Origin of the sequence: Gluconobacter potus, assembly GCF_015244705.1 — a bacterium.
In the GTDB taxonomy this organism is placed as follows: domain Bacteria; phylum Pseudomonadota; class Alphaproteobacteria; order Acetobacterales; family Acetobacteraceae; genus Gluconobacter; species Gluconobacter potus.
The window spans coordinates 528290-554580 of sequence record NZ_JABCQF010000001.1 but is presented as its reverse complement, the minus strand read 5'-3'; the positions used below and the strand labels follow the sequence as shown (position 1 = coordinate 554580).

General features: G+C 61.6%; 20 protein-coding genes. 10 read left to right on the top strand and 10 right to left on the bottom strand.

The genetic code is table 11. The features are described from left to right. Positions 1–27: 27 nt before the first annotated feature. The 8 genes from ureG to HKD31_RS02380 are packed head-to-tail and all read right to left on the bottom strand — an operon-like array spanning position 28 to position 5783. Entirely contained in the window at positions 28–642 is a 615-nt protein-coding gene (gene ureG, locus HKD31_RS02415) for an urease accessory protein UreG (RefSeq protein ID WP_077803555.1), read from the bottom strand. Continuing rightward, complete coding sequence (locus HKD31_RS02410) at positions 639–1325, bottom strand: urease accessory protein UreF (protein WP_194264080.1); 687 nt, start codon at positions 1323–1325, stop codon at positions 639–641. Before HKD31_RS02410 ends, ureG begins: the two co-directional genes overlap by 4 nt. Next, positions 1318–1812, bottom strand: a complete 495-nt coding sequence (locus tag HKD31_RS02405) for an urease accessory protein UreE (RefSeq protein WP_194263744.1) — start codon at positions 1810–1812, stop codon at positions 1318–1320. Before HKD31_RS02405 ends, HKD31_RS02410 begins: the two co-directional genes overlap by 8 nt. Beyond that, a complete protein-coding gene (ureC, locus tag HKD31_RS02400; RefSeq protein WP_194263745.1) occupies positions 1812–3518 on the bottom strand; it encodes an urease subunit alpha in 1707 nt (568 codons plus the stop codon). Before ureC ends, HKD31_RS02405 begins: the two co-directional genes overlap by 1 nt. Further along, a complete protein-coding gene (locus tag HKD31_RS02395) occupies positions 3515–3859 on the bottom strand; it encodes an urease subunit beta (protein ID WP_228120122.1) in 345 nt (114 codons plus the stop codon). Before HKD31_RS02395 ends, ureC begins: the two co-directional genes overlap by 4 nt. Then, positions 3843–4145 (bottom strand): urease subunit gamma, encoded by a 303-nt coding sequence (locus tag HKD31_RS02390; RefSeq protein ID WP_041111843.1) that lies wholly within the window; start codon positions 4143–4145, stop codon positions 3843–3845. Before HKD31_RS02390 ends, HKD31_RS02395 begins: the two co-directional genes overlap by 17 nt. A 25-nt stretch (positions 4146–4170) precedes the next feature. After that, a complete protein-coding gene (locus HKD31_RS02385; protein ID WP_194263746.1) occupies positions 4171–4998 on the bottom strand; it encodes an urease accessory protein UreD in 828 nt (275 codons plus the stop codon). Continuing rightward, a complete protein-coding gene (locus HKD31_RS02380) occupies positions 4995–5783 on the bottom strand; it encodes a HoxN/HupN/NixA family nickel/cobalt transporter (RefSeq protein WP_338085527.1) in 789 nt (262 codons plus the stop codon). The genes HKD31_RS02385 and HKD31_RS02380 overlap by 4 nt, the downstream gene beginning before the upstream one ends. Between HKD31_RS02380 and HKD31_RS16225 the strand changes: the two genes are divergently transcribed. After that, positions 5697–6008, top strand: coding sequence for a hypothetical protein (locus HKD31_RS16225; RefSeq protein ID WP_255520111.1), 312 nt, complete (start codon positions 5697–5699; stop codon positions 6006–6008). The genes HKD31_RS02380 and HKD31_RS16225 overlap by 87 nt on opposite strands. On the opposite strand, the gene HKD31_RS02375 is transcribed toward HKD31_RS16225, so the two are convergent. Further along, complete coding sequence (locus HKD31_RS02375; RefSeq protein ID WP_228120121.1) at positions 6005–8485, bottom strand: TonB-dependent receptor plug domain-containing protein; 2481 nt, start codon at positions 8483–8485, stop codon at positions 6005–6007. The two genes, HKD31_RS16225 and HKD31_RS02375, sit on opposite strands and share 4 nt — an antisense overlap. 241 nt (positions 8486–8726) lie before the next feature. After that, positions 8727–9899 (bottom strand): FAD-dependent oxidoreductase, encoded by a 1173-nt coding sequence (locus tag HKD31_RS02370; protein ID WP_194263747.1) that lies wholly within the window; start codon positions 9897–9899, stop codon positions 8727–8729. Positions 9900–10254: 355 nt separating this feature from the next. On the opposite strand from HKD31_RS02370, the gene HKD31_RS02365 reads away from it, so the two are divergent. From HKD31_RS02365 to HKD31_RS02325, 9 genes are all read left to right on the top strand, one after another. Beyond that, positions 10255–11145, top strand: a complete 891-nt coding sequence (locus HKD31_RS02365; protein ID WP_194263748.1) for a LysR family transcriptional regulator — start codon at positions 10255–10257, stop codon at positions 11143–11145. A 135-nt stretch (positions 11146–11280) separates the two neighbouring features. Then, on the top strand, positions 11281–12894 hold the full coding sequence (locus HKD31_RS02360) for a serine hydrolase (RefSeq protein ID WP_194263749.1): 1614 nt from the start codon (positions 11281–11283) through the stop codon (positions 12892–12894). 237 nt (positions 12895–13131) lie between these two features. Further along, the gene (locus HKD31_RS02355) at positions 13132–14352 is read left to right on the top strand and encodes an FAD-dependent oxidoreductase (protein ID WP_194263750.1); all 1221 of its coding nucleotides are present in this window, start codon (positions 13132–13134) and stop codon (positions 14350–14352) included. 17 nt (positions 14353–14369) lie between these two features. Next, positions 14370–16757, top strand: coding sequence for a penicillin acylase family protein (locus HKD31_RS02350; protein ID WP_194263751.1), 2388 nt, complete (start codon positions 14370–14372; stop codon positions 16755–16757). Beyond that, positions 16754–18037 carry a serine hydrolase domain-containing protein gene (locus HKD31_RS02345; protein ID WP_194263752.1) on the top strand — a complete coding sequence of 428 codons (1284 nt, stop codon included), beginning with the start codon at positions 16754–16756 and terminating at the stop codon, positions 18035–18037. Before HKD31_RS02350 ends, HKD31_RS02345 begins: the two co-directional genes overlap by 4 nt. Next, entirely contained in the window at positions 18034–20106 is a 2073-nt protein-coding gene (locus HKD31_RS02340) for a prolyl oligopeptidase family serine peptidase (RefSeq protein WP_194263753.1), read from the top strand. The genes HKD31_RS02345 and HKD31_RS02340 overlap by 4 nt, the downstream gene beginning before the upstream one ends. A gap of 159 nt (positions 20107–20265) precedes the next feature. Continuing rightward, positions 20266–23154 carry a TonB-dependent receptor plug domain-containing protein gene (locus HKD31_RS02335; RefSeq protein ID WP_228120120.1) on the top strand — a complete coding sequence of 963 codons (2889 nt, stop codon included), beginning with the start codon at positions 20266–20268 and terminating at the stop codon, positions 23152–23154. 121 nt (positions 23155–23275) lie between these two features. Beyond that, positions 23276–24790 carry a D-alanyl-D-alanine carboxypeptidase/D-alanyl-D-alanine endopeptidase gene (gene dacB, locus HKD31_RS02330; protein ID WP_194263754.1) on the top strand — a complete coding sequence of 505 codons (1515 nt, stop codon included), beginning with the start codon at positions 23276–23278 and terminating at the stop codon, positions 24788–24790. Between the two features lie 24 nt (positions 24791–24814). Beyond that, positions 24815–26113 (top strand): exo-beta-N-acetylmuramidase NamZ family protein, encoded by a 1299-nt coding sequence (locus HKD31_RS02325; RefSeq protein WP_194263755.1) that lies wholly within the window; start codon positions 24815–24817, stop codon positions 26111–26113. Positions 26114–26291: the final 178 nt, after the last annotated feature.

Sequence of the window (26291 nt, the reverse complement as noted above, 5' to 3'; positions counted from 1 at the left end):
TCTCGCAGGGGCAGCCGGAACAGGTTCTTAGAGCCCGCCCTGTTCGACGATGAAGCGGGCGATTTCAGGCACACCTTCGCCCGCGCGGATATTGGCGAAGACGAAGGGTCGTGTGCCGCGCATCTTTTTGCTGTCGCGGTCCATCACGCCCAGATCGGCACCAACATAAGGCGCAAGATCGATCTTGTTGATGACCAGCAGGTCGCTCCGGGTAATGCCGGGGCCGCCCTTGCGGGGGATCTTGTCGCCGGCCGAGACGTCGATCACATAGATCGTCAGGTCGGCCAGTTCGGGGCTGAAGGTCGCGGCCAGATTGTCGCCGCCGCTTTCCACCAGAACCAGATCCAGGCCCTCGAAGCGCTCCGTCAGTTCGGCGATGCCCGCCAGATTGATGCTGGCGTCTTCGCGGATGGCCGTGTGGGGGCAGCCGCCCGTCTCGATCCCCTTGATCCGCTCCGGCGGGAGGGAACCCGCGCGGGTCAGGAACTCGGCGTCTTCGCGCGTGTAGATGTCGTTCGTGATGGCAGCGATGTTGTAGTCGTCACGGAAGGTCCGGCACAGGGCATCCATCAGGGCTGTCTTGCCCGTTCCGACCGGGCCGCCGATCCCCACCCGCAGCGGGCCGTGTTTTGCTTTTGTCATGTTCTGAACAACCTTGTTGTCTGGGTTTCGTGATGCATGGCCGCGAGGTCGGAGCGGAAACAGGCGCCCCCGACATCGTCCAGGGTCCGGCTTTTCGTAACGGTCACGGCGCGCGAAAGAAGCGGTTCCAGCCGGGCCAGAGCGTGCAGGCCGTCCGTCTGTCCGAGCGGCACGAGGCGCACGGCTGCGGAGACGAGGGCGGCGATGATGGCGTATCCGCCCGAGAGCAGTGCCTGTTCCAGCGCCAGACCGCCGCGCCGGAACACCAGTCCCTGCGCGACCGGCAGCGGCCAGCGCGTGCCGCGCAGTTCGGACGGATCGGGCGTGACCGGCCAGACGGACGCGGCCTTGAGGAAGGCTTCGCCCTGATAGACTGTTTCGTCATAGCGCTCCCGCGAGGAGGCGCAGGCGCAGGCAAATTCCGCAAGTTCGCGCAGACGGGGCATGTCGTGCGCAGTCTTCCATGCTTCCTGAAGGACGATCAGGTCGCTGCCCGGCGCGCCGTGTTCCAGCAGGCAGCCGATCCAGTCGCAGAGCGTTGCGACATCCGTGACGTCCCCGCTTTCCACCGCCCATTCCAGACCGTGGCTGTAGGCATATCCGCCCGTTGGAAAAGCGGGCGACACCCATGACAGGAGGCGCAGGAAGGCGGCCCCTGTCTGCGGGAGCGGGGTTTCAGTCATGCGTGTGGTGATGGTGCCCGTCCCCGTGGTGGTGCGGCTCGTGGTCGCCCGCGCGGGAGGCATAGGCTCCGCTTTCCGGGTCGAACGGTGCTTCCACCATGCGCACATGCCCGCCCAGACCGTGGATCATGTCGGCGATGACGTGATCGCGGCGCACGAGGATGGCGTGTTCCGCAATGGCGGCGGGCAGGTGGCGGTTGCCCAGATGCCAGGCGAGCTGAAGCAGTTGCAGGGGGCTGTGGGCCGTGACTTCCATCAGCTCTTCGGGCAGGGCTTCCACGCGGATGATGCGGCCGTCCTCCAGACGCAGCCCCTCCCCGGCCTGAAGCAGGCGGGCATGTTCCAGCTCCAGCCGGATTTTCTCACCGTTCTGCAGGGTCAGCATCATCCGGCGACGGTGCCGCCCTTCGTAATCGGCGGCGAAGGTGCCGCTGGCCTCGGTTTCGGGCCAGCTTCCGGCGGGAAGGATATCCAGGATTTGGGTCATCAGAACAGGAAATACCTCTGGGCCATGGGCAGGACTTCGGCGGGCTCACAGGTCAGGAGCACGCCATCGGCCCGCACTTCATAGGTTTCGGGATCGACTTCGATATGGGGCATGGCGTCGTTATGGATCATGCTGCGCTTGCCGATCCCGCCGCGCACGTTCGAGACGGCCGAGAGCGGCCGGCGCAGTCCCAGCTTTTTGCCGATATCGTCTTCGAGCGCGGCCTGTGACACGAAGGTCAGGCTGGTATGGGTCAGCGCGCCGCCATAGCCGCCGAACATCATGCGGCCATGCACGGGCTGCGGCGTGGGGATCGAGGCGTTGGGATCGCCCATCATCGCATAGACGATGGCCCCGCCCTTGATGACCAGATCGGGTTTGACGCCGAAGAAAGCGGGTTCCCACAGCACCAGATCCGCCAGCTTGCCGACTGCGATGGATCCGACTTCATGGGACAGGCCATGCGAGATGGCGGGGTTGATGGTGTATTTGGCGATATAGCGCTTCACGCGGGCATTATCCGCCGCACCATCCCCGGCCAGAGAGCCGCGCTGGATTTTCATTTTATGGGCCGTCTGCCATGTGCGCAGCGGAACTTCGCCCACGCGGCCCATGGCCTGACTGTCCGAAGACATCATCGAGAGCACGCCCATGTCATGGAAAATGTCTTCGGCGGCGATTGTCTCGCGGCGGATGCGGCTTTCGGCGAAGGCGATGTCTTCCGGCACGCGCTGGTCCAGATGATGGCAGACCATCAGCATGTCCAGATGTTCGTCCAGCGTGTTGACGGTGAACGGGCGTGTGGGGTTGGTCGAGGACGGCAGGACGTTGGGCAGGCCTGCCACGCGGATGATGTCCGGCGCATGGCCCCCGCCCGCGCCTTCCGTATGAAAAGCGTGGATCGTGCGGCCCTGAAAGGCGGCGATCGTATCTTCGACGAAGCCGCTTTCATTCAGCGTATCGGTATGGATCATGACCTGCACGTCCATGCGGTCCGCAACGCTCAGGCAGCAGTCGATGGCGGCGGGGGTTGAGCCCCAGTCTTCATGCAGTTTGAGGCAGCAGGCCCCGGCGCGCACCATTTCCTCCAGCCCGTCCGGGCGGGAGGCATTGCCCTTGCCCGCGAACGCCAGATTGACCGGGAAGGCCTCTGCTGCCTGAAGCATCCGCGCCAGATGCCATGGGCCGGGTGTGCAGGTTGTGGCGGCCGTGCCGGTGGCGGGGCCGGTGCCGCCGCCGAGCATGGTCGTGATGCCCGATGCCAGCGCTTCCTCGATCTGCTGCGGGCAGATGAAATGGATGTGGCTGTCGATCCCGCCGGCGGTCAGGATCTTGCCCTCGCCCGCGATGATTTCCGTGCCCGGGCCGATGATGATGTCCACGCCCGGCTGGATGTCGGGATTGCCCGCCTTGCCGATGGCAGCGATCCGTCCGTCGCGGAGTGCGACATCGGCCTTCACGATCCCCCAGTGATCGATAATTACGGCATTGGTGATGACCGTATCCGCTGCCCCTTCGGCCCGCGTGACCTGCGACTGGCCCATGCCGTCACGGATGGTCTTGCCGCCGCCGAAGCGGACTTCCTCGCCATAAATCGTGTGATCACGCTCGATTTCCACGAGCAGCGCGGTATCGGCGAGGCGCAGGCGGTCGCCGACCGTGGGGCCGAACTGTCCGGCATAGTCATGTCTGGAAAGACGCATCACTGATCCACACTCCCCATGACATCGCCCCGGAAGCCCACGACGCGCCGCAGGCCACGCAGGGGGACGAGCGTAACTTCGCGGTCCTGCCCCGGTTCAAACCGGATGGCCCCGCCCGACGCAACGTCCAGACGCCAGCCTGTGGCCTGCGAGCGGTCGAATTTCAGGGCCGGATTAACCTCGGCAAAATGATAATGGCTGCCGACCTGCACCGGACGGTCGCCGGTATTCGTCACCAGAAGCGTCCGGCGCGGCTGGCCTTCATTGAGGACGATCTCGCCTTCGGCGGGCAGGATTTCGCCGGGAATGGCACCGGCTGTGAGGGATTCAGCGTATCGGGTCATGAACGGTCACCAGCTTTGTGCCATCGGGGAAAGTCGCTTCCACCTGCACGTCATGAATCATTTCAGCCACGCCCTGCATGACCTGGTCGCGCGTCAGAACGCGGCCGCCGCTGGCCATGAGTTCGGCCACGCTTTTGCCGTCCCGTGCGCCTTCGACGACGTGATCGGTGATGAGGGCCACGGCTTCCGGATAATTGAGCACGACACCGCGTTCCAGCCGTCGGCGCGCGACGTTTGCCGCCATCGCCACCAGCAGCTTGTCCTTTTCCCGTGGGGTAAGCTTCATGTCCTGCTCCGTTCCGAACTCTGTGTCATGACCGCCATGTGGCCGGCATGGGGCGCCCGTCCCGCAGGACCGGCAGGATCTGTCTGATCGTCTTTTCCAGCGGCCAGCCACCCGATGCCACCCCGCGGATGACCAGCATGCCATTCCACGCCGATGCTGCAAACTCATGCGGCGCGATGGCGTCCAGCACGGCGCGCACGGCGTCGAGATACGTTTCCGCGAGCGGTGAGACCAGAACCAGCGTGGCGACCGCGAACTGGTCCGCGCTCATGGCTTTGCGGGCCATCAGGGCGGAGACGTCGGGGCTTTCCAGCCGCACGAGGTCTTCCAGAATGAGGCGGTCGTCCCGCCGGACTGTCAGCCGGTCCCGCAGTGCCAGTGTTTGCAGGATTTCGCCGGATCCGGTGCGGCCGAACATCCGACTTTCCAGAAAAAGAAAGCTGGACGAGGCGTCCATGTCCACCGTCATGTGTCGGCGGAGCTGGCTGCCATCGAAGAAGATTGTTCCGTGGGGCAACCAGTCCAGCCGGGCTCCGTCTGCGATGTGGCAGGATGTGAGGATTTCGGGCGAGGTATCGCTGGCACGGGCGCGGTAGATGCGTTCTGCGGCCTGCGATGTGACCAGAAGTTCCGTGTCCGGAGCGCAGGCGATACGGCCTTCAATCCGGTCCCCACCTGCGATGCCACCGGAAATATTGACGGTGACGGCTTCCAGAGAAGCGCCATCCACGCGCGGGAAAAGGAGGCGGCAGCATCCGCCCTGCTCCAGATCGCCGCGGACGGTCTGCCCGTCACGGAGTTTTGCCGTCAGGCCGAACCAGCCCCGGGCGCGCTGAAGAACTGCGGTACTCATGCAGGTTCCTCCCGGCAGGATCGCAGCAGGAACCATCCGAGGACGGAGGCGCAGAAGACGGCGGCGCCGATCAGTTCAAAATGATCGGACAGCAGACTGGCGAGAGACGTGAGCGTTTCCAGTCCCGGCAGATGGTCCGCAAGAAGGTTCACCAGTTCGATCCCCGCAATGACGAGCGCCAGCATAACGGAGATGGTGGTCAGGGCCAGATTCCAGTTCATCCTGCGCCCTGCCCTTTGGTACAGGCCGTGCATCAGGACGCTGTCGGCAGTGTCCAGCAGGGCCATTCCGGCGGTGAAAAGCAGCGGGAACATCATGATCTGCCAGATCAGCAGGCCGTGCTGGTTCTGAACGATGGAAATGCCCAGAAGGCTGATTTCCGAAGCGGTATCGAAGCCCAGGCCGAAGAGAAACCCGACTGGATAGAGGTGCCAGCTGACTGAGACCTGACGCAGGACCGGGGTGAGCAGGCGGGCGAGGCCGCGGGGTGGCATTTCGGGGGAAGTGGTTTCTGCGCCGCGCCGTCTGCGCCACAGATCATGCAAGGTCGTGGCGTTGAGGGTGGCGATGACAAGCAGGAACAAGACAGAGATCCATGTTCCGAACAGGCCGCCCTGGGTCGCGAAAGTGTCGATCTGCGTGCGGTAATGCTGTCCGGCGAGGACGATCACGAGTGTGGCCAGACAGACGATGGTGGAGTGACCCAGCGAGAAGAAAAGTCCGGCCGCACGGGCCTGCCGGTTCTTGCGCAGGGCGGCGCGGGTGACGTTGTCGATGACGGCGATATGGTCCGCATCCAGGGCGTGACGCAGGCCCAGCCCGTAGGCCAGGGAGGCGGCGCCCAGAAGAAGGGCGTTTCCATGGAACAGCAGGACTGCCAGAAGCCACGCCAGAACGTTGGCTCCAATCAGAGGTCCGATCAGGCGCAGTGCTCCGGAACGATGGGGGAGATCCTTCCCTGTCAGGAGCTTTCTCCCGTGTCTGGCACCCTCATGAAGCGCGTTTCCTAGAAGTTCAGATTGGCCTGCAGGTAGTAGTATCCACCGTTATAGCCGAGCTGTTCAATCTGATAGTCATACTGGAACGCACCAAGGTAGCGGAATTCCTTGGGAATACGGCGCTGCTTTGCGTTGCCGACATTGTTTCCGCCGAGCGTCAGCCCAAGCTGCGGCAGAACCTGATAGGACACGGCCAGATTGGTTTCGAAGCGGGCCTTGTTCACGTAGCGCATGAAGTCGGTATTCGAATAGGCCAGCGGGCCTTCGTAATAGGTCAGGGACGAGGTCGCGTGGCCGTAGCGGACTTCATGGACCGAGACACCGAGCTTTTTATACTGCCAGGTGCCGCCAAAGATCAGCTTGTTCTTGGGCGTATAGCTCGTGATGTATGCGGCCTGCTGGGAGTTCAGCAGACTGTTGCCGTTCCCGTCCTTGCCGGTATGGGTCAGATCGGTCTCGTTGAGGTTCAGGGCCACGTCCCAGTCGATCTTACCCCAGTCTCGGAAGCGGGTTTCGTACCGTGCGGTTACGTCCAGGCCCCGCGTCCGCGTGTCGGCCGCATTGGCGTAATAGGAGGCGGTGACGGCGTTGGACTGGAGCGTGGACGGCACCGTAAAGCCATCGAGACGAAGGGCTTCGATCGCATTCGCGCCGTTATAGACGCCTGCCGCCAGGATGCGGTTCTTGATGGTGATCTGATACGCATCCACACTGATATGCAGGCGCGGCAGCGGGTCCAGCGTGAAGCCCGCGCTGTAGCTCATCGTGTGTTCCGGATGGAGCGGCTTGGCCCCGATCAGGCGTGCACCGGCGGAATTGACCGGCAGATAACCCGTTGCATAGGTCGGCGCGACGGACAGGTTGGACCAGTGTTCCTGAAGCAGGGAGGGAGCACTGAAGCCGTTTGAGATCGTCCCGCGCAGGGCGAAATACTTGTTGAAATCGTAGCGCGTGGAGACCTTGCCGGTCTTCGTGTCTCCGGCATCTGTATAGTACTCGTAGCGCCCGGCGAAATCGACCTGCCAGTTCTTCAGTGGGCGCATCGAGAGTTCGACATAACCTGCCGTGACATCACGGTTGCTTTCACTGGCGTTCTGCGGACTCAGACCGTGCAGACCCTGTGGGCCGGTGCCGTAATACGAGTTGGCGTCACCGGACATGATGTCGAACTCGTCGTAGCGGTACTGTGCGCCCATCGCGAGGTTGATCGGGCCTGCGAAGATCGGCGTGTGAAAGCTGCGGTGGATGCCGAAATCATTTGTCCACTGAGTGTTGGTGAACGCCATTTCGTGGAAGCTCGTCGGAGAGGCACCCGTTGCCGCATAAAGCGACGGATTGACGGTATTGAAGAGATCCATCGACGTATGGTCGCTGCCATAGGTCGTGCTGAGATCCCAGTTCCAGCCGAACTTCTCGCCCTTCAGGCCGAGGGTGACGCTGTAATCGTCTTCCGAAACGCTCTCCTTCGGGCTGAAACCGTTGGGATACATGGGCCATTCCGAAGAGGCGACGCGCGCATCCTGATAGCTCTCGCCATAGCGATGGCCGTAAGTCGAAAACGAATACAGCGACAGGTCCGGCAGGAAGTCATACTGCATATTGTAGGAAATGGTGCCCCGCTGCTGACGCGGATCGCCCTCATCCTTGAAGTCATACTTGCCGTTCCGGCTGTCGGCCGAATTGCGGATGGTGTGATCCTGGTATTTGTACTCCGCGCTCAGATCGAAAAAGCCGCGTCCCATCAGGTCAAAGCCCGCATTGATGGACTCACCTGACTGGAAACCGTCTCCAGCGTAACGTCCGCCATTGGTGGCCTGCATCGTGATGCCGGACTTGCGGTGCTTGAGAATGATGTTGATGACGCCTGCCACGGCATCGGAGCCGTAAAGGGCAGCAGCACCGTCCTGAAGAATCTCCACATGATCGATCGCGGAGATCGGGATCATGTCGATATCAACACCGTTCGATCCCTGCTGCGGCCCGGAATTGTTGGACAGCACGGAGGTCGCGTGACGGCGTTTTCCGTCGACAAGGATCAGGGTGTGGTTGGGGGACAGCCCGCGCAGACGCAGCACATCCACCATGTTGGCATTGCCGATCAGAAGCGGCGCGCGCGTCAGGGAGGGTGTCAGCTGTGTCAGGGCATCACGGAGATCGGACTGGCCCGTGCGGGAAATTTCGGCAGAGGTCACGACCTGGATCGGACTGGCGCTTTTGCGGACCGTCTGGTGCGGGTCACGCGTTCCGGTCACGATGACGGTTTCGTCTTCCTTGGGGAGCGACGCCGCCTTCTGTTTTGACGCTGCACGGATACCTGCCGCCTTGCGGGCTGGGACGCTGCCTTTTTCCGGTGCGGGATCTGCCGCGTAGGCCTGCAGACAGACCAGCTGGCTCGCCACGCAGGTGAGCAGAAGGGCACTTAGAGGAATGGAGACCTTTTTCATCGGCTGATATTCTTCCCGCTCGTCTCCCGCGTGCCTGTCGCTCAATCCAGGCATCCGGAAGTTCTGAATGTTCCCGGTGACCTCCCGCACTCAGCCGATCACCTTGAGGGAAAATCTAACGAACTTCAGAACGATAACGGAATGTATGTTTTTTTCTATCCTACCGTAAGCTGTTCTTATCCTTCCTGGCGGATGGAAAACTGCAGAACCATTGACGAATGTTGGCCTTTGCCTCCCTCCAGTCAGGACAGGCCCCTCTCCTGACGTGGATATGATAGAAAGCAGATTAAATATTATATCCCATGTTTCTGTATAATCCGTTGATTATCGAAACACCGCGCCTGGCTTCTGTCAGGTCAGGCTTTTCATCTGTATTGTCATAGCCAAACCCCATATCAGTACCCATCCATTGAATAACAATGCCGTCTCTTCGTGAAACGACATACACATTCCCGAAACTCATGCTGCACAGCGCCTCGGGCTGGGGAATCAGCCATGCAATCTGCCCACGTATGGGAACAATCGTATTGTCGCTCCAAAGAGCCCGTGCGCCATAGCCGGTGCAGTTGATAAAAACCGGCTCCGGCAGAGCCGTCAGGTCCGAGGGATGATGGAGGGTCAGGATTTTGATCCTGCCGCCCCGCTCCAGAAACTGTCGCAGCAGATAATCCGCATAGCCGGTGACGTTGAAAATCAGATTGGGTTTCTTGTGGACTTCCGAGTACGGGAGCCGACTGTTGTTTATCCGGATCAGATTCCCCTGAGGTTCAATATCCTGAATACGGTCGTCCAGGCTGGCGAACCCGATGGGATCGGTATGAGGAGCCGACGGTTCACGGGAATGCAGGCCATAGAACGTATCCCATTCCACGGGATGGCCGGGCAGTCCCTGAAGATTCTGGTAACAGGAAAACGAATACCGGGCCATGCTCTCCCATCGTGTGGCAAACTCCGGCGTCACGGCGTCTTTACGGGCGATACGGGAAGATGGTGTCCAGCTTCCCGACGCCCGTGCAGACCGGACGAATGGTGGAAGAGCCTCTGCATAGATCGTAACCTGCGCCCCGGCCTGCTGGGCGACAATGGCCGTTGTCAGGCCAATCGCGCCACATCCAATGACACCGATATTCCGGGAACTGACCGGCAACGCCCGTTCTACAGCCAGCTTTGCGCTTCCCCAGGACAGCGACCAGCCACTTCCCCCATGTCCATAGTTGTGAACAACCGTCTTACGCTCCACCTGCTCGACATCCAGGCGGGGACCCGCCGCCCGGAAAGGGCGCAGACAGACCGTAATCCGGTCAATTCTGTCAGTCCGCGCCCGGATGACAGGCAGGGAACGGACATCCGCATCCAGATCAGGCTGAAGAAGGGTTTCGCCCGCGCATCCGGAAAGACTGGAGAGGCCTAAAAGGGATGCTCCCCTTGTCATGGCACGCCGACGGGAAAGAAGAGGCATTGTAAAAATCTTCCGGCTTGGAAAAAGAGTGATCCGCAGACAGACGCGGGGGCGGCTGGAACCGCATGACTTCACTTGTGTGGACCTGATACGATCAGGATAACCCCTCATTCTGTCGCAACATGGGAAGCCACAAGTTTCATTCCGAACGGATATCAACCATCGGAAAATCCGAGCCGGAATGGAATTCTCAAAAAGCTCGTGAAACATAGCTTCAGGTTATGAGGCTCTGCGGGTAGCAGATCTGGCTTCGCTATTTGCATCACCTTTTGCAAAAGGGTGACAAAAAGGATTTCATTCCCCCACTTCACCTGCGAACAGTTCAGAAACCCATCTTTCAAAGCAAGGAACTCCAATGCGCCTGCGCCAGATCGAAGTTTTTTATGCGATTATGACGGCGGGTTCACTCCGGCGCGCTGCCGAGCTGCTTCATGTCTCGCAGCCGGCGGCAAGCAAGGTTCTGCGCTATGCCGAGCAGTCCCTGGGATTTGCGCTGTTTGAACGGGCGGGAGGACGACTGGTGCCGACCCGCGAGGCCCGCATCATGCTGCCCCATGTCAACGCGATCTTCGAGAAACTGTCCGACCTCAAACGCCTGACCGACAATCTGCGTTACGCCCGCGACGGACATTCGATCAGTATCGGATGCGTACCGAGTCTGGGGCTGAGCCTCGTACCCCGTGTCGTGCAACGCTATCGGGCCGATCATCCAGGCATGGAACTGACGATCGATGCCATGCACGGACCCGAAATCGTGTCACGCATCATGAATCATGATCTCGACCTCGGAATTGTGTTCGGCGACTACACATATGACGGACTGACGGCCCTGCATATCGCAGATATTCCGCTGATGATGATTGATGCGGAAGAAGGAGAAGGGCCGGTCAGTGTCACCGAAATCAACCCTGAACGCTATATCGGGCTCAGTGAGAACGATCCTACGGCCCGCATGCTTGATATGGTAATGGAAGAAGCCCGCATTCCCATCAAGGCGCATGTGCGGGTGCGGACCCATTTCATGGCAGCCGAACTCGTACGTCTCGGTGGCGGGTGTGCCATCGTGGATGCTGTCACAGCCCTGCATCATCCGGGCCTGCCTCGCCCACGCCCTCTTTCTCCCCCCCTGAGCGTGACCTGTACGGTCCTGTTCCGCGCCGATCATGCCTTGTCTCATATCTCCCAGAGCATCCTTACCCTGCTGCGCAGCGAACTGGACGTGGACCTGCTCAGCCTGAAAAAATAATGGCCGGGACTTAATCCAAGGTTAAGGACAGCCTGCATCTTGAGACAGGACAGGCGGAACGTTTCGTGCTCTGACTCAGTCTTCCTTACGGTCCTCCCATAATCCGGAGCCGGAAATTCGTATTCAGAGCCGTCCATGATCCAGTTTCCCAGACAGTCACTTATGCTCGCCCTCCCGGCAGCACTCCTTCTTTCCACATCATACGTCGCCCAAGCCGCGACGCTTCCGTCAGGACTGACCGAGCAGGAAATCGGCACGACAGTGGAACATGCACGCTCGGCCTTCGACGTGCCGGGAATTGCGGTCGCGGTAGTGCAGGACGGCGAGGTCGTGTTCAGCCGTGACTATGGGCGGCGCGCGCAGGACAAGACGAGCGCCCCGGTTGACGGCCGCACGCTGTTTGCAATCGGCTCCAACACCAAGGAATTCACTACCACAGCACTGGCGCAACTGGTCGATCAGGGCAAACTGGGCTGGAACGATCGCGTCATCGACCACATGCCGGAGTTCCGCGTGGCCGACCCGTCCATCACGCGGGACTTCCGCGTCTCGGATCTGCTGACGCATCACAGCGGCATGGGACAGGGTGCCGGGGACCTGATGCTGTTTTCACACAGCACGTTCACCCGCCCGGAAGTCCTGGCCGGGCTGCCGTTCATGCCGTTCACAGCCCCGTTTCGCAGCGAATACGCCTATAACAATCTTCTGTATGTCGTCGCAGGCGCGCTGGTCGAACGCATAACAGGGCAGAGCTGGGAAGACGTGGTGCAGAAGCGCCTGATCAATGCCGCGGATCTGCCAGCCTGCCAGAGCACACCGCCGGTCAAAGGCCAGACGAACGTGGCCACCGGTGAAGGCGAAAGCAGTGTGCTGCCTGGCAAAAGCGCCCTCCGCCTGCCAGCGGTCGCACCCGCCGGTAGTATCTGGTGCAGCGCCGATGGCATGGCGCGCTGGGTCCAGACCTATCTCAATGGCGGCCGCGCCCCGAACGGCCGACAGATCTTCAGCCAGGCCAGCCGCGATGCGCTCTGGGGTCCGCACGGACTGCTGCCTCTGCCCGATACGGCGGACGCCACAAAAACGCATTTCCGCGCTTATGGGTACGGCTGGTTCATGGAAGATTTCTTTGGCCTGAAGCGTGTCTGGCATACCGGCACCATCGACGGCATGGTCAGCTATGTGACCTTCCTGCCCGAACGCCGCTCAGGCATTGTCATTCTGACCAACCACGATGACCATGCCGCGACATACGCCATCGCAACAACACTCAGTTCCTATGTCGCAACCGGAAAAAGTGCGGACTGGGTTACGCATTTCCTGCACGAAAAAACCGCCAGACAGGCCGCAAACGCGAAAAAAGCCGCCGAAACGGGCCCGGGTTCCCCCACACGCCCCTTCATCACGCTCTCACACGATGCACAACAGGATTATGTCGGGACCTATCGCGATGACTGGCGCGGCCCGATCACGATCAGCCGGCGGGGAACAGACCTGCGGATGTCTTTCAGCCACGCCGATGGCCTGACCGGAACGCTCTCCGCCCTGCCGCATGATCTGTTTGTTGTCCGCTGGGATGACCGGGGACAGGATGCCGAAGACGACTCTTATGTACAGTTCGAACGTAATGTCTCGGGTCAGGTCACGGGCATCAAAATGCAGGTGATCGGCTCCGATTTCAGCTTTGACGCGCAGGATCTGAACCCGAAGAAGGTCAGTACTTCTGTAGCTGAAGGAACCCAAACTCCCTGATCCATTCTGAAGGCCATCGGACAGGATGGAAATTTGTCTCCCCGAAATGGGCTAAAAGCCTTTCTGCGGCCCCGCATGTCGTGTTCGCAGAGACACCATGTGTTAACCGCAGGTTATGGGAAGCGGGTCTCTTTGCATTAGGCCGATCCGTTTGGGAAATGTAGGTTTTGTTCCTGATAACGGCGCAGGAGAACGCAGTTTTTCCCTGCGCCCAGCCTCTGGACGCTTGGGACACTTATGGCCGGTAGACGGACCATCACCATTATTGGCGGAGGCGTTATCGGCCTGACCTCCGCCTACACCCTTGTCAGGGACGGACATGACGTCACCCTGATCGAACGCCGCGACGACGTCGGGCGGGAAGCCAGCTTTGCGAATGGCGGCCAGCTCAGTTATCGCTATGTCAGCCCGCTGGCCGATGCTGGCATCGCGCAGGAGGCTTTGGGCTGGCTGTTCCGCCCGAACTCCCCGATCTCGCTGCGGCTGAAAGCCGATCCGCATCAGTGGCGCTGGCTGCTGGCATTCCTGTGCGCCTGCAACCGGCACACAAACCGCCGCAATGCCGCAGTCCTGCTCGATCTCGCCCTCAGCGGACAGGCCGAGCTTGAGAAATATCGCGAGGAGGGACTGAGCGATTTCCTGTGGCGCCGACCAGGGAAGCTCGTCCTGTACCGCAATGCCGCCACCTTCCGCAAAGCCGCAAAATCCGTCAGCGACCCGGAACGTCAGCGCGCACTCTCTCCTTCCGAATGCAGGGATGTCGAACCGGCATTCGCAGGCCTGCGGGAACAGATCGCAGGCGGCATCTTCTCGCCCGAAGACGAAGTCGGGGACTGCTTCCTGTTCTGCCAGGCCCTGCGCGAAACCCTCACCGCTTCACCGAACTTCCGTCTCATACAGGGCGACGCCACGCTCACGACAGGCCCGAAAAACCGCTGCGAAGTCCAGCTGGATGGCAAGCCGTTCGAAACCGATCTCGTCGTTCTCGCAGCCGGGATCGGCTCCCGGAAACTGGCGCGACCTCTCGGGCTCAACCTGCCGCTCTATGGACTGAAAGGCTACAGCCTGACCACGCGTCCGCGTCCCGGCCTCGTGCCCTCGGTCAGCGTGACGGATTACGATAACCGCGTGGTCTATGCCGGGCTGGGCGATCGCCTGCGGATCGCCGCGATGGTCGATATCGGTTCCGAAAACACCCACCTGAACCCCAAACGCCTCGGAGAGCTGCGCACTCTCGTAGCGGAGACGCTTCCCGGCGCGCTGGGTCAGGGCGACGATACACCCTGGGCCGGACTGCGGCCCGCCACCCCCACCGGCGTTCCGATCATCGCCCGCACCCGGTATGATAATCTTCTGCTCAATGTGGGGCATGGTGCCCTTGGCTTCACACTCTCGGTCGGCTCGGGCCTGAGACTGAAAGAGATCGTGGCCGGGTTCGACACCCGCGCCGTCAGCTGAGAAAGGAACAGGTTCTTATGCAGGCCACCCGCCGCACGGTTCTTCTTGGCGGCGTCGCCGCCACCCTGTCCGCGCCGGGACGCCGCGCCCGTGCCACGGCTCCCCTTCAGGGCCTGCCCGGTCTTGGCCAGCCGGTCGAGGTTCTGGAAGATTGCTGGGGCGTCCCCCATGTCCGCGCACAGAGCATCCCCGATGCTTTCTTTGCCGATGGCTATCTGATCGCGCGGGACAGGCTGTGGGAACTGGATTTCGGACATCGCAGGTCTCTGGGACAACTGGCAGAAGTCTTTGGCCCGGCCTTCGTCCCGTCCGATACGGCCAACCGGCTGGTGCTGTTCCGCGGAGACGCCGAACGCGAACTCGCAGCCTTCCCCTCGCTGACGCAGGACTGCGCACGCGCCTATGTCGCCGGGATCAATGCGCGCATCGCGGAAGTTACCGCCACGCCTTCGCTCCTGCCGCCGGAATTCGGCATTTTCGCTACCACACCGCTGCACTGGGACGTGCTGGACCTGATCCGCGTCCGCGCCGAAGTCACAGGCAACACGCAGACCGAAATCCGCCGGGCCCGACTGGCAGCACGCGGGGGGCTCGCCTATGACGCGCTCATCACGCCGCTGGAACCCGTCCATGATTTGCATGTCCCGGAAGGGCTGGACACCGCCGCCATCAGCGAAGCCGACCTCGGGCTTTTTGGCGTCCTTCAGGCCCCCCTGCCCCGACACGACCTCCATGCAACAGCCGAAGACGGAACGCGGCGGCGGAACGAGGGCAGCAATTCATGGGTCATCGCCCCCTCCCGCACCGCCACTGGCCGCCCGATCTTGGCCAATGATCCGCATCTGTCCTTCGGCGTGCCGGGTCCGCGTCACGTCATCCATCTGACGGCCCCGGGACTGGATGTGATCGGCGGCGGTGGCGCAGGCATGCCCGGCGTTATGCAGGGCCATAACGCAACGATCGCCTTCGGCCGGACCAATTTCCATATCGATCAGGAAGACCTGTTCATCCTGCGCACCGACCCCGCCGATCCGCTGCGCTACGCCCATCAGGGCGGCTGGAAACGCATGAAGCAGGTCGAGACACGGATCGCGGTCCGTGGTGAAGCCGAGCAGGTGGTGAACCTGTTCTACTCGGTCCACGGCCCGGTCGTCTCACGTGATCCAACCCGCAATCGCGCCACGGCAGTCTCCGCCACCTGGCTCGCCCCCGGCGCGAACGGGCTTCTGGCCAATATCGGCATCAATCTGGCGCATGACTGGCCCAGCTTCCGCGAAGCCCTGCGCGTCCATACCAGCCCGACCAACTTCACCTATGCCGATACCAGCGGCAATATCGGCTGGCAGGCCGCCGGTGGCCTGCCACGTCGCGCTCCGGGACATGACGGGTTGATGCCTGCACCGGGAGACGGACGATATGACTGGCAGGGTCTTCAGCCGCTCGAAGCCCTGCCCAGCAGCTTCAATCCCGCACGCGGCTGGTTCGGAACATCCAACGAAATGAACCTGCCCCGCGGCTATCCGGTCGAGGAACGGCGCGTGAGTTTCGAATGGCGTGACGGCTTCCGCCACGAACGCGTAGCCCAGATGCTGGATGCAACACCGCGTGCAACCCTTGCGGACAGCGTGGCCCTGCAACACGACACATTATCCGTTCTGGCCCTGCAGATGGTCCGGCTCCTGCCCGACGTCCCGCCCGATCTCGCCGCAGAGGCTGCTCTGCTGAAGGCATGGAATGGCCGCGTCGATGCCAGCAGTGCGGCGGCCGCGCTATATGAAGTCTGGTGGACCCGTCTCGAACGCGCGCTGCACGCCCTCATCATACCGCCCACCCTGCACGACCTGCTTCCGGGCCCTGTAAACGCCACCGTTCAGCTCGCCCTGTTCCAGTCCCCCGATGCCCGCTTTGGCGCCGATCCGGTGAGCGCGCGGAACAGGATGCTCGTCGAACAGTTCCGGGAGGCCGTTCAGGAACTGCGGGAACGGCTCGGCCCTCTCCCCGCCGCCTGGCGCTGGGGCGCGCTCCACACCATCACGCTGCGTCACCCGCTCGCAGTCGTCCCGGCTGTTGCGGCAGCTTTCCCCACGATCGGCGGCCCGTCAGCCCAGAGCGGCGGAGACCCCTATACCGTCATGGCCCGCTGGTACAGCCCCCAGAAAGGCGGTGTGAATGCCTATGCCAGCACCGGCGGGGCCAGCTATCTGATGGTGTGCGATGTCGGGAACTGGGACCGCTCGCTGTATCTCAACTTCCCCGGTCAGTCAGCGGATCCGAAATCACCCCATTACGCCGATTTTCTGCCCGTCTGGCTGCGCGGCGCCATGCAGCCTCTGTCATTCAGCACCCGCAGTGTCGATGCAGCCGCCGTCCGACGCATAACGCTCCGCCCGGAGGCTCAACCTTGACCATCCGGGGCCTCACACTGGCCGCCCTCACGGTCCTGTCTTCAGCCGCACACGCCCAGACGCCCACCGAGACCACCCACGCGCTGGATCGCGTCCTGACGCAGGGCGAAGTCCGCCCCTTGGCTGCCATCGCCGCAGTCCGTCTGCGGCACGGTCGCGTCGCTTACAGCTATTACGGCGGATTTGCCCGGCAGAGCCCGGATGGAGCCGTCCCCGTCGGTCCGCAGACGCTTTTCCGCATCGCCTCAGTCTCGAAAGTCGTCACAACCATCGGGCTGATGGAACTGGTCGAGCAGGGCAAAATTGACCTCGACCACGACGCCTCCGACTATCTGGGCTTCCGGCTCCGGAACCCGGATTTCCCGCAGACACCCATCACCGTGCGGATGCTGCTCAACCACACCTCCAGCATCCGCGACGCCGACGGCTATACGCTCCCGCCGGAGCACAGGATCAGCGAGTTCTTCGACGCCACCCGCAAACCCAGTGATCCCGGCTATCACTTCGCGCATGGAGACGGACACGCGCCGGGCACATGGTTCGAGTACTGCAATCTCTGCTACGGCCTCGTGGGCACGATCATGGAACGTGTCAGCGGCGAACGCTTCGACCACTACCAGCAGACGCATGTGCTGGATCCACTCGGGATCGACGGCGGCTATAACCGTATGGCCCTCGCCCATCCCGACCGTCTGGCCACGCTCTACAGCCACCAGCCCAAAGGATGGGAAGCCGAGACGGACACCCAGCCCCTGACCCCGAGCTGGAACGCCGCAGCCCTCGCCAGCTACATGCCGGGCACAAACGGCACGCTGTTCTCCCCGCAGGGTGGCCTGCGCATTTCCATGGAAGGGCTGACCCGTCTTGCCCGCTTCATGCTCGGCCACGGCACACTGGACGGCAGAACACTGCTTTCGCAACGCAGCATCGACCTGATGCAGACCCCCACCTGGCAGTATGACGGCAGGAACGGCGACTGCCCCTACCCGATCGCCAGCTATGGCCTGAGCATGGCGCGCCTGACTGGAGCACGGGATTCTTCCGGCCGCGAAACCCGGCCCTATAAAGGCTATTCCGGCGATCTGGCCGGCCATCTCGGAGACGCCTATTCGTTGCATTCAGGCTTCTGGTACGACCCCGCAACTGGCGACGGCTTCCTGTTTGCCGCAGACGGCTTCTCTGACGCCGGGCAGGAACGGCCGGGCGCCTATTCCTCATTCACCCGCGTCGAGGAAGAAATCTTCACCGCCCTCGCCGAAGCCGGGACATCAGCCCCATGACCATCCGACTGTCCCTTCTCGCCGCCTCAGCACTGCTCGCGATCGGCTGTTCAGGCGCAAACGCAGCCTCCACGCAGGACACAACCCAACTGGGCGCCCTGCTGGCCATGCCCTATGCCAACGGCCTGACAGGCGCCGCAAAAACGGCGCGTCTGGCCTGGGTGGAACGTCGGGATGGCATCCGCAATATCCTGATTTCCGACGGAGGCGCGGCCCCCCGCAAAGTCACCGCCTATATGCAGGATGACGGAACCGATCTGTGGGGCCTCGCCCTCAGCCCGGACGGGCGAACACTGACCTTCGTCGAAGGCGGCGACGCAGAATATCCCAACGACCACGCCCCGAACGCAGGCAACGCAGCCGTGCCGGGCAAGGAAACCGTGCGCGTCATCCTGCCCAATGGCCGGACCGTCACCGCCGGGGAAGGACACAGCCCGGTCTTCTCCCCGGACGGACGCCTGCTGGCCTTTATGCGGGGCGGCGCGCTTCTGGTCGGCCAACCGGGTCAGACGCCACATGTCGTCATGACCACACCGGGCGAGATCACCGCCCTGCACTGGTCCCCGGACAGCAGCAGCCTTGCACTCGAAATCGACCGTGGCTCCCACAGCCTGATCGCACTCTGGGACGCCAGAAACAGCAGCGCCGCGCCCGTGTTCCTGCCCGCCGCACTGGGACACGATCAGGAAGCGACATTCTCGCCGGACGGTCGCTCCATCGCCTTCGTCCGAGCCTATCAACCATTGCTGACGGCCGAACGCGACAAGGGACATTTTTGGTCCGTTCAGGTTTATGACACCGCATCCGGCGCAGAACACACGCTCTGGACCGCACCGGAAGGGCCCGGAAACCGCTTCTGGGCCCCGGAAGGCATGGGCCTGACATGGACCCGCAACGGACAGCTTCTTTTTCCATGGGAAGGCAGTGGCTGGCTCAGGCTCTGCGTCCTGCCCGTCGCTACCCCTGCGACAACGCCACGCTGCCTGACGCCGGATGGTGCCGAAATCGCGTCCTACCGTCTGTCGGCGGATGAAACCCGTCTGCTCTACACCGCCAATATCGGCGATCCGGATCACTGGCGCGCCTGGTCGCAGCCCCTCGATAACGGCCAGCCCGTTGCCCTCAGCGACCCGAACGAACAGGTCATGGACCTCACAATGGCTGGGCCGGCCCTCGCCATGATGGCCACGGGTAAAGACCTGCCTGCCCACCCGGTCGTGCTCCAGAACAATACCCGGTACCTGCCCGTCACAGCCACTGTCCCGGACGGCTTTACATTCACAGCCCCTCAGATCGTGCATATCCGCAGCGATGATGGCCGCGACATTCACGGACAACTGTTTCTGCCTCCCGCCGAAACAGCCAGCCCGCATCCGGCGCTGGTCTTCGTGCATGGCGGTCCGCACCGGCAGATGCTCCCGGCCTTTAATCCGATGGGCTATTATTCCAATGCCTATGCCATGAACCAGTTTCTGGCATCGCGCGGATATGTGGTGCTGGCCGTCAATTATCGCAGCGGCACCGGCTATGGCCTCGCCTTCCGGACCGCTCCCGGCATCGGTCGGGCTGGCGCCAGCGAATACAAGGACGTCCACGCAGCCGGACTGTTCCTGCGCAGCCGCTCCGACGTAGCTCCGGGCAGGATCGGCATCTGGGGCGGAAGCTGGGGTGGCTATCTTACGGCCCTGGCCTTGGCCCGCAACAGCGACCTGTTCGTGGCGGGAGCGGACTTCCACGGCGTCCACGACATGACGGAACCCGATCATTCCGGCCTGTCCCCCGAAGAAAAGCAGCGGGAAAAGAACAGCGAATGGCGTTCCTCCCCAATCGCCGACATCGCCCACTGGCGCTCACCGGTCCTGCTGATCCACGGGGATGATGACTTCAACGTCGAATTCGAACAATCCGTCCTGTTGGCGCGCATGCTCGTGGAGCGGAATATTCCGTTTGAGGATCATGTCTTCCCCGGCGAACGCCACGCTTTCCTGCGCACGCAGGACTGGCTGAACGCCTATCTGTGGACGCTGCATTTCTTTGACACAAAACTTCAGGCTCAACAGCCTCGCTGATCTCTTTTCAATCCCTGAATCGCCAGGAAACGACGCAGACATAACTTCAGGTTATATGGCGCGCGCAGTTTCAAAATCGACGACGGCATGACAGATATGCAACATTAGTTCGATATCGCAACATCACCGCCCATCGGCGCTTATCGAGGGAACCAGGGTATGACGGTCAGACTGCCCCTAAAGTCTTATTTCCTGTCCTTTGCCGCCCTGTCGTCGGGCGCAACATTCCTCATGCCGCAGCAGGCTTACGCCGCAGCAACAGTGGCCAAGCCTGCCGATACCAAGCATTCATCTGCGCAGCCTTCCAAACCTGCCGCAAGTCATAAAAAGACACAGAAGCAGACAGAATCCAACCGGGAAGTCATCACCGTTACGGGCAGTCATATTGCAAACTCCCATATCAAATCCCCGACCCCCATCAGCTCTCTGAACCAGCAGGAAATCCTGAATCAGGCGCCCAGCAACAACATTGCCGACCTGATCAATCAGATGCCGCAGTTCGCGGGCAGCCAGACGCCCCAGAACTCGGCATATTCCCTGAGCGATGGCACAGCCGGCATCAACGCGCTCAACCTTCGCAATCTTGGCGCCGTCCGTTCGCTCGTGCTGATGGATGGCCGACGGATTACGCCCTCTGCCATCACCGGCATCGTCGACATCAACACGATCCCCCAGCAGCTGATCAAACGCGTGGACGTGGTAACGGGCGGTGCTTCCGCGCAGTACGGTTCCGATGCCGTTGCGGGTGTCACGAACTTCGTGCTCGACAAGACCTATACGGGCCTGAAGGTCACGGCGGATTCCGGCATCTCGGATTATGGGGACGGAGAGAACGAACATGCCGCCATCGCCGGTGGCTTCGGCTTTGCCCACGGAAAAGGACATGTCCTCCTCAGCGGCGACATTGCCCATCAGGACGGCATTTTCCAGGTCTCCCGAAGCTGGAATGTGAACGGCGACCGTATTGTCAACAATCCTGACTATGTCGCCGGAAATGGTCAGCCTTACTATCTCCGTGTCAGCGATGCCGGCACCAACAACGTCATGCCCGGCGGCATCATCAACGCGTCCACGGGCGGTGTAACCAACTCCCTGCGCGGGATCTATTTTGGCCCTGGCGGAAGCATTAACCATTACAATTATGGCTCCCTCTCGACATCCAGCGTTTCCGTCGGTGGCGACCAGAACCTGGCCAACAACAACAAGGACATCGGCCTGGAACCCCAGAGCGACCGCAAAAATCTCTTCGGACGCCTGAGCTACGACGTCGCCCCCTGGATGACCCTCTATGCGGAAGGCGCCTACAACGATAGCGAATACGTTTACAACTCCGGCCCCCAGTATCTCAGCTCGATCTCGCTGAAGGGAACAAACCCCTATCTCGTGGACGCTCTGGGCGCCGACGCCCTGCAGGACGTCTCGTCCGTCACGGTCGGCACGACCGCGCTCGACATGCCTTACCGCCGGACCGACAACCGCCGCAACGTCCAGCGTTATACGTTCGGTGGCGAAGGCAATTTCGAGATGTTCAACAAACGCGCGTCATGGAGTGCCTACGCCCAGTATGGCGTCACCCATACGCATGAGCAGATCTATAACGTCATGAACACGGCGAAGATCGCCAACGCGACTGATGCCGTGCGCAACTCGGCCGGACAGATTGTCTGCCGCTCATCCCTGACGGACCCCGGGAATGGCTGTTCCCCGATCGACTGGCTGGGAACGGGCGTCATGTCCTCCTCGGCCATTGATTACGTTCTTGGTTCGCCATGGCGAAACCAGCGGTTTCAGGAAATCGTCTCGGGCGTGAACCTCTCAATGATCCCGTTTGCAACATGGGCTGGAGACGTGAACGTCGCTGTCGGTGGCGAATATCGTGACGAACGTTCCTCAGGATACGTTCCGACGGAATACCAGTCAGGCTGGTCTGTCGGTAATTACCTGCCGACATTTGGCCACTACAACGTCAAGGAGGCCTATCTCGAAACCGCAGTCCCTCTGGCAAAAGGCCTGTCCTTCAACGGCGCCGTTCGCGGAACGGACTACTCGACCTCCGGTTATGTCACGACATGGAAAATCGGTGGGACCTGGCAGCCCATCAGAGACGTCCTGTTCCGTGCCACCCAGTCGCATGACATCCGCGCGCCCAACATCAACGAACTCTACAATGCCGGGACATCCCAGACGACAACCGTGCTCGATCCGGTCACGGGCCAGACAGATACCGTTCTCGCCACAACGACGGGCAACACGAAACTGCGTCCCGAGACGGCGAATACGACCGTCGTTGGTGCGGTCATCACGCCGCGATATGTGTCTGGTCTGGCTATCTCGGTCGACTGGTTCCATACCAAGATCAAGAACGCAATCGAACAGTTCTATCCGCAGTCCATCATTGATGAATGTTATTCGGGATACACCACATTCTGCTCGGCCATACGCGCTGACCCGACCGGCACGCGTGATCTTCTGATCAGCGCCTCTCCCTTCAACTTTGCCAAGCTCGAAACCAGCGGCATCGACATCGACGCCTCATACAGCTTCCCGCTCAGCCGCTTTCTGCGCGATGCCGACGGGACATTTACGATCCATGGACAGGCCACGAACTACCTGAAATATATCTCTGATTCCGGCATGGGCTATACAGTCGATACGTCAGGAGACATCGCATCCGGGCCACCGCGCTGGATCTACCGTTTCTCGGCCACGTACAGGACGTCAAAATACAGCCTCACGGCCATTGCCCGGGGTATCAGCGCGGGAAATTACTCCAACAGCTACATCCAGTGCTCGGGAACATGCCCGGCCTATAACGCCAACTATCCTACGATCAACAATGACCATGTCACGGGCATTTTTTACTTCGACATGAACGCGACCTATAATCTGCCCGTCGAAAAAATCGGCAAGATGCAGCTCTTCCTGACTGTCACCAACCTCGCGAACACCTCCCCGATCCTGCTGCCGGAAGGGGGACTTGAGGCCGACGAAACCTATAGCAGCCTGCTGGGCCGCTCCTATCGCGGCGGCATCCGCATGGAGTTCTGAACGCAGTCTTTCACACCTGTCCTGCCCACGACGAGGCTGCCTGTTCCCCCGACACAGGCAGCCTTCTGTCTTTTCAGCATCCCGACGGACACGTCACACTCTCCACTCAGCCAGGGCCGTCATGCGTCAGATTTCCAGCCATGTTTCGCAACGTTTGCCCCGGCTCTTCCGGGAGCTGCTCCCCCGCGCCGCCGCCGGACTTCCCATCGCCCTGAGTGCCTGCGCCGTCCAGAACTCCCCGCCCCCGCTCGGGCCACATGCGCTTGCAGAACGCCTTTCTCCCATCCTGCAAGCCTCACAGGAGCAGGGCATGCGCTGGGGGATCGTCATTGCCACTCAAGACGGAAAAGTCCTGTTCTCCCGCAATCCCAACGGGCGCTTCATCCCGGCTTCGAATACCAAACTGTTCACGACAGCCGCCGCAATGGCAGAGCTTGCAAAACTGGACCAAGAAGCAGCCGAACACCCCACGACACTCCTGCTCGCCCCCCGCCCTCATGGAGCCCCAGACCTCATCCTGCGTGGCTCGGGCGATGCCGTCCTGTCCGATAATGCGGCCTGCCAGACCGACTGCCTGAAAACACTGGCAGACGCCCTCTCCGCCAAGCGGCTCAGACGCATCCATGCCATCATCGCGGATGACCAGCTTTTTGCGGACGAACGCTGGGGGGATGGTTGGAGCTGGAACAACCTGCCGACCCAGTGGGGAACCGCAGTCTCGGCGCTGACGCTGAACGACAACGTCGCCGGACTGGCCGTCCAGCCAGGAACACATCCCGGCGATCGCCCGTTGCCCAAATGGTCAGCACCCGACGAAGGACTGACGCTGGTCAATCAGGCCCTGACGGTACCGGACGGCAAACCCGAACTGAGTCTTGAAAAGAAGCCCGGCGACACCCGCGTCGTCCTGACAGGAACGCTTCCGGCAGGCGTGCCCGTTCAGACACTGAAAATCGGGCTCGACGATCCGGCCCTCTCAGCCGCCCGACACTTCAGGTCCCTGCTGCGCGAAGCAGGGATCCGGGTCCAGGACATACAGGTCAGGCACCGCCTGACAAAAACCGCTGCCGATACTCCTGCGCCAGACACCCGCATCCTCGCCACCCTCCCCGCCCCGGATCTGAAAGACGACATCCGCCATCTGCTGAAAGTCAGTCAGAATCTCCATGCCGAACTTCTTCTGCGCCGCCTGGCTCTCATTCACGGCAACGGCTCTGCTGAAGACGGCCTCACCGAACGCAGACAGGTACTGACTGCTCTGGGCCTGCCCGCCGCCGGCTTCTCGCTCTACGACGGTTCGGGAATGTCCCCCTACAACCGCGTCACACCCCAGACCGTCATCCAGCTTCTGCGCCTCGCCGACCGCCAACCCTGGGGCGCAGACTGGCGGGACGACCTCCCTCTCGCAGGCCGAGACGGAACGCTCGCGCACCGCTTCATCGGCACCCCCGTCGCGGGCCACCTGCATGCAAAAACCGGCACACTCGCAGCCACCCATTCCCTGTCCGGCTACCTTCAGACCACCCGCGACCAGATCCTCCTGATCACCATCTTCGCAAACGACATCCCGGACGATCTGCCGCATCCGACCAAAATCATGGATGATCTGGTTACTGCCGTCGCCGAAGCCGAATAGCTAAATCCCGGGAGCCCGCACGACATGCCCCACCGTCCTTCCGCAACCCCTGCCCGCAAAACCTCCCTCGGCCGCCGTACCTTCATGGGTCTGTGCGCAGGAACCGCCGTATCATCCTGGGCAACCGCTTCAGGAATGCCCGCGGGATGCCCTTCCCCGGTCAAAGTCCGAACCGGCTATGACGCTCTCGAAGCCGATGGCTATCAGGCGCTCAAAGGCCGGAAACTGGGCCTGATCGCCAACCCCACAAGCGTGGACCGCCACCTGCGCCATATTGCAGACCAGTTGCACGCCGCCCCGGGCGTAAACCTGAAAGCCATTTTCGGACCTGAACACGGCTTCCGCGGATCGGCGCAGGCTGGCCATTCCGAGGCCAAAGGCATCGACCCCCGCACAGGCATCCCCGTTTACGACATGTACACCCTCTCCGGCCCGAAGCTGGATGCGCTCCTGAAATCGGCAGACATCGATCTTCTCATCTTCGATATTCAGGATATCGGCGCACGGTTCTACACCTATATCTGGTCCATGTTCGACGCCCTCGTCGCCTGCGCACGCTGCGGCATCGCGTTCATGGTGCTGGACAGACCCAACCCCATCACGGGCCTGCACGCCAGCGGCCCCACCCTTGATCCGGCATTTTCATCATTCGTAGGGAGAGTCCCGATCCCGCTGCGACACGGCATGACCGTTGGCGAACTGGCACGCCTGTTCAACAGCCGGTATGTGCCCCAGCTGGCAGGACGCCCCGTCCGCTTGAGCATTATCTCCATGACCGGCTGGCACCGTGACCTTTATCAGGACGACACCGATCTCGTCTGGGTTCCGCCAAGCCCGAACATGCCTGACGTGACAACGGCCGTCGCCTATCCGGGAACCTGCCTGTTCGAAGGCACGACCCTCTCGGTCGGGCGTGGCACGGCCTCGCCCTTTCTGACACTCGGCGCGCCCCATCTCGACGCAACCCGCTGGGTAGAAGAATTGAGCAACGCAGGCCTGCCGGGTTGCCTCTTCAGGGAAGACTGGTTCACTCCCGGGTTTGAAGTCGCAAAAGACCAGCTATGCCACGGGCTCCAGCTTGCCATCACCGACCGGAAATCCTTCGATCCCCTGCTGACGGGCGTGACGATGCTTCAGACTGTGCTGAAAATATCGGATAACCCGATATGGAGAAAATCCGGTTCAACCTTCGACATCCTGGCTGGCAGCAGCGCTCTCCGCCGACAGCTTTCACAGGGCATGCCAGTTCCCGATATTCTGGAGACCTGGAAAGCAGACGAAGCAGAGTTCAATCGGCAGCGCCACCCCTTCCTGCTGTACTAATCCAGGAGTGCCCGGAACTCAGAAGCGACCACGCCCTCTTCGCTATCAGATCTTTCGTCTGGGACGGATGCTGTCGATTAGGAATATTATCCAGTTCAGAAGATATTTAAAAAAACCGGTCCAAAGGATTTCTGGGATGCCCTGCTGCACTTCAGATACTGAATGTGGCCGCGAGAAT

Bases quoted from the DNA above. Each gene is read 5' to 3' on its own strand.
- ureG (WP_077803555.1), bottom strand. From the start codon at position 642: ATGACAAAAGCAAAACACGGCCCGCTGCGGGTGGGGATCGGCGGCCCG.
- HKD31_RS02410 (WP_194264080.1), bottom strand. From the start codon at position 1,325: ATGACTGAAACCCCGCTCCCGCAGACAGGGGCCGCCTTCCTGCGCCTC.
- HKD31_RS02405 (WP_194263744.1), bottom strand. From the start codon at position 1,812: ATGACCCAAATCCTGGATATCCTTCCCGCCGGAAGCTGGCCCGAAACC.
- HKD31_RS02395 (WP_228120122.1), bottom strand. From the start codon at position 3,859: ATGACCCGATACGCTGAATCCCTCACAGCCGGTGCCATTCCCGGCGAA.
- HKD31_RS02390 (WP_041111843.1), bottom strand. From the start codon at position 4,145: ATGAAGCTTACCCCACGGGAAAAGGACAAGCTGCTGGTGGCGATGGCG.
- HKD31_RS02385 (WP_194263746.1), bottom strand. From the start codon at position 4,998: ATGAGTACCGCAGTTCTTCAGCGCGCCCGGGGCTGGTTCGGCCTGACG.
- HKD31_RS02370 (WP_194263747.1), bottom strand. From the start codon at position 9,899: ATGCCTCTTCTTTCCCGTCGGCGTGCCATGACAAGGGGAGCATCCCTT.
- HKD31_RS02365 (WP_194263748.1), top strand. From the start codon at position 10,255: ATGCGCCTGCGCCAGATCGAAGTTTTTTATGCGATTATGACGGCGGGT.
- HKD31_RS02360 (WP_194263749.1), top strand. From the start codon at position 11,281: ATGATCCAGTTTCCCAGACAGTCACTTATGCTCGCCCTCCCGGCAGCA.
- HKD31_RS02355 (WP_194263750.1), top strand. From the start codon at position 13,132: ATGGCCGGTAGACGGACCATCACCATTATTGGCGGAGGCGTTATCGGC.
- HKD31_RS02350 (WP_194263751.1), top strand. From the start codon at position 14,370: ATGCAGGCCACCCGCCGCACGGTTCTTCTTGGCGGCGTCGCCGCCACC.
- HKD31_RS02340 (WP_194263753.1), top strand. From the start codon at position 18,034: ATGACCATCCGACTGTCCCTTCTCGCCGCCTCAGCACTGCTCGCGATC.
- HKD31_RS02335 (WP_228120120.1), top strand. From the start codon at position 20,266: ATGACGGTCAGACTGCCCCTAAAGTCTTATTTCCTGTCCTTTGCCGCC.
- dacB (WP_194263754.1), top strand. From the start codon at position 23,276: ATGCGTCAGATTTCCAGCCATGTTTCGCAACGTTTGCCCCGGCTCTTC.
- HKD31_RS02325 (WP_194263755.1), top strand. From the start codon at position 24,815: ATGCCCCACCGTCCTTCCGCAACCCCTGCCCGCAAAACCTCCCTCGGC.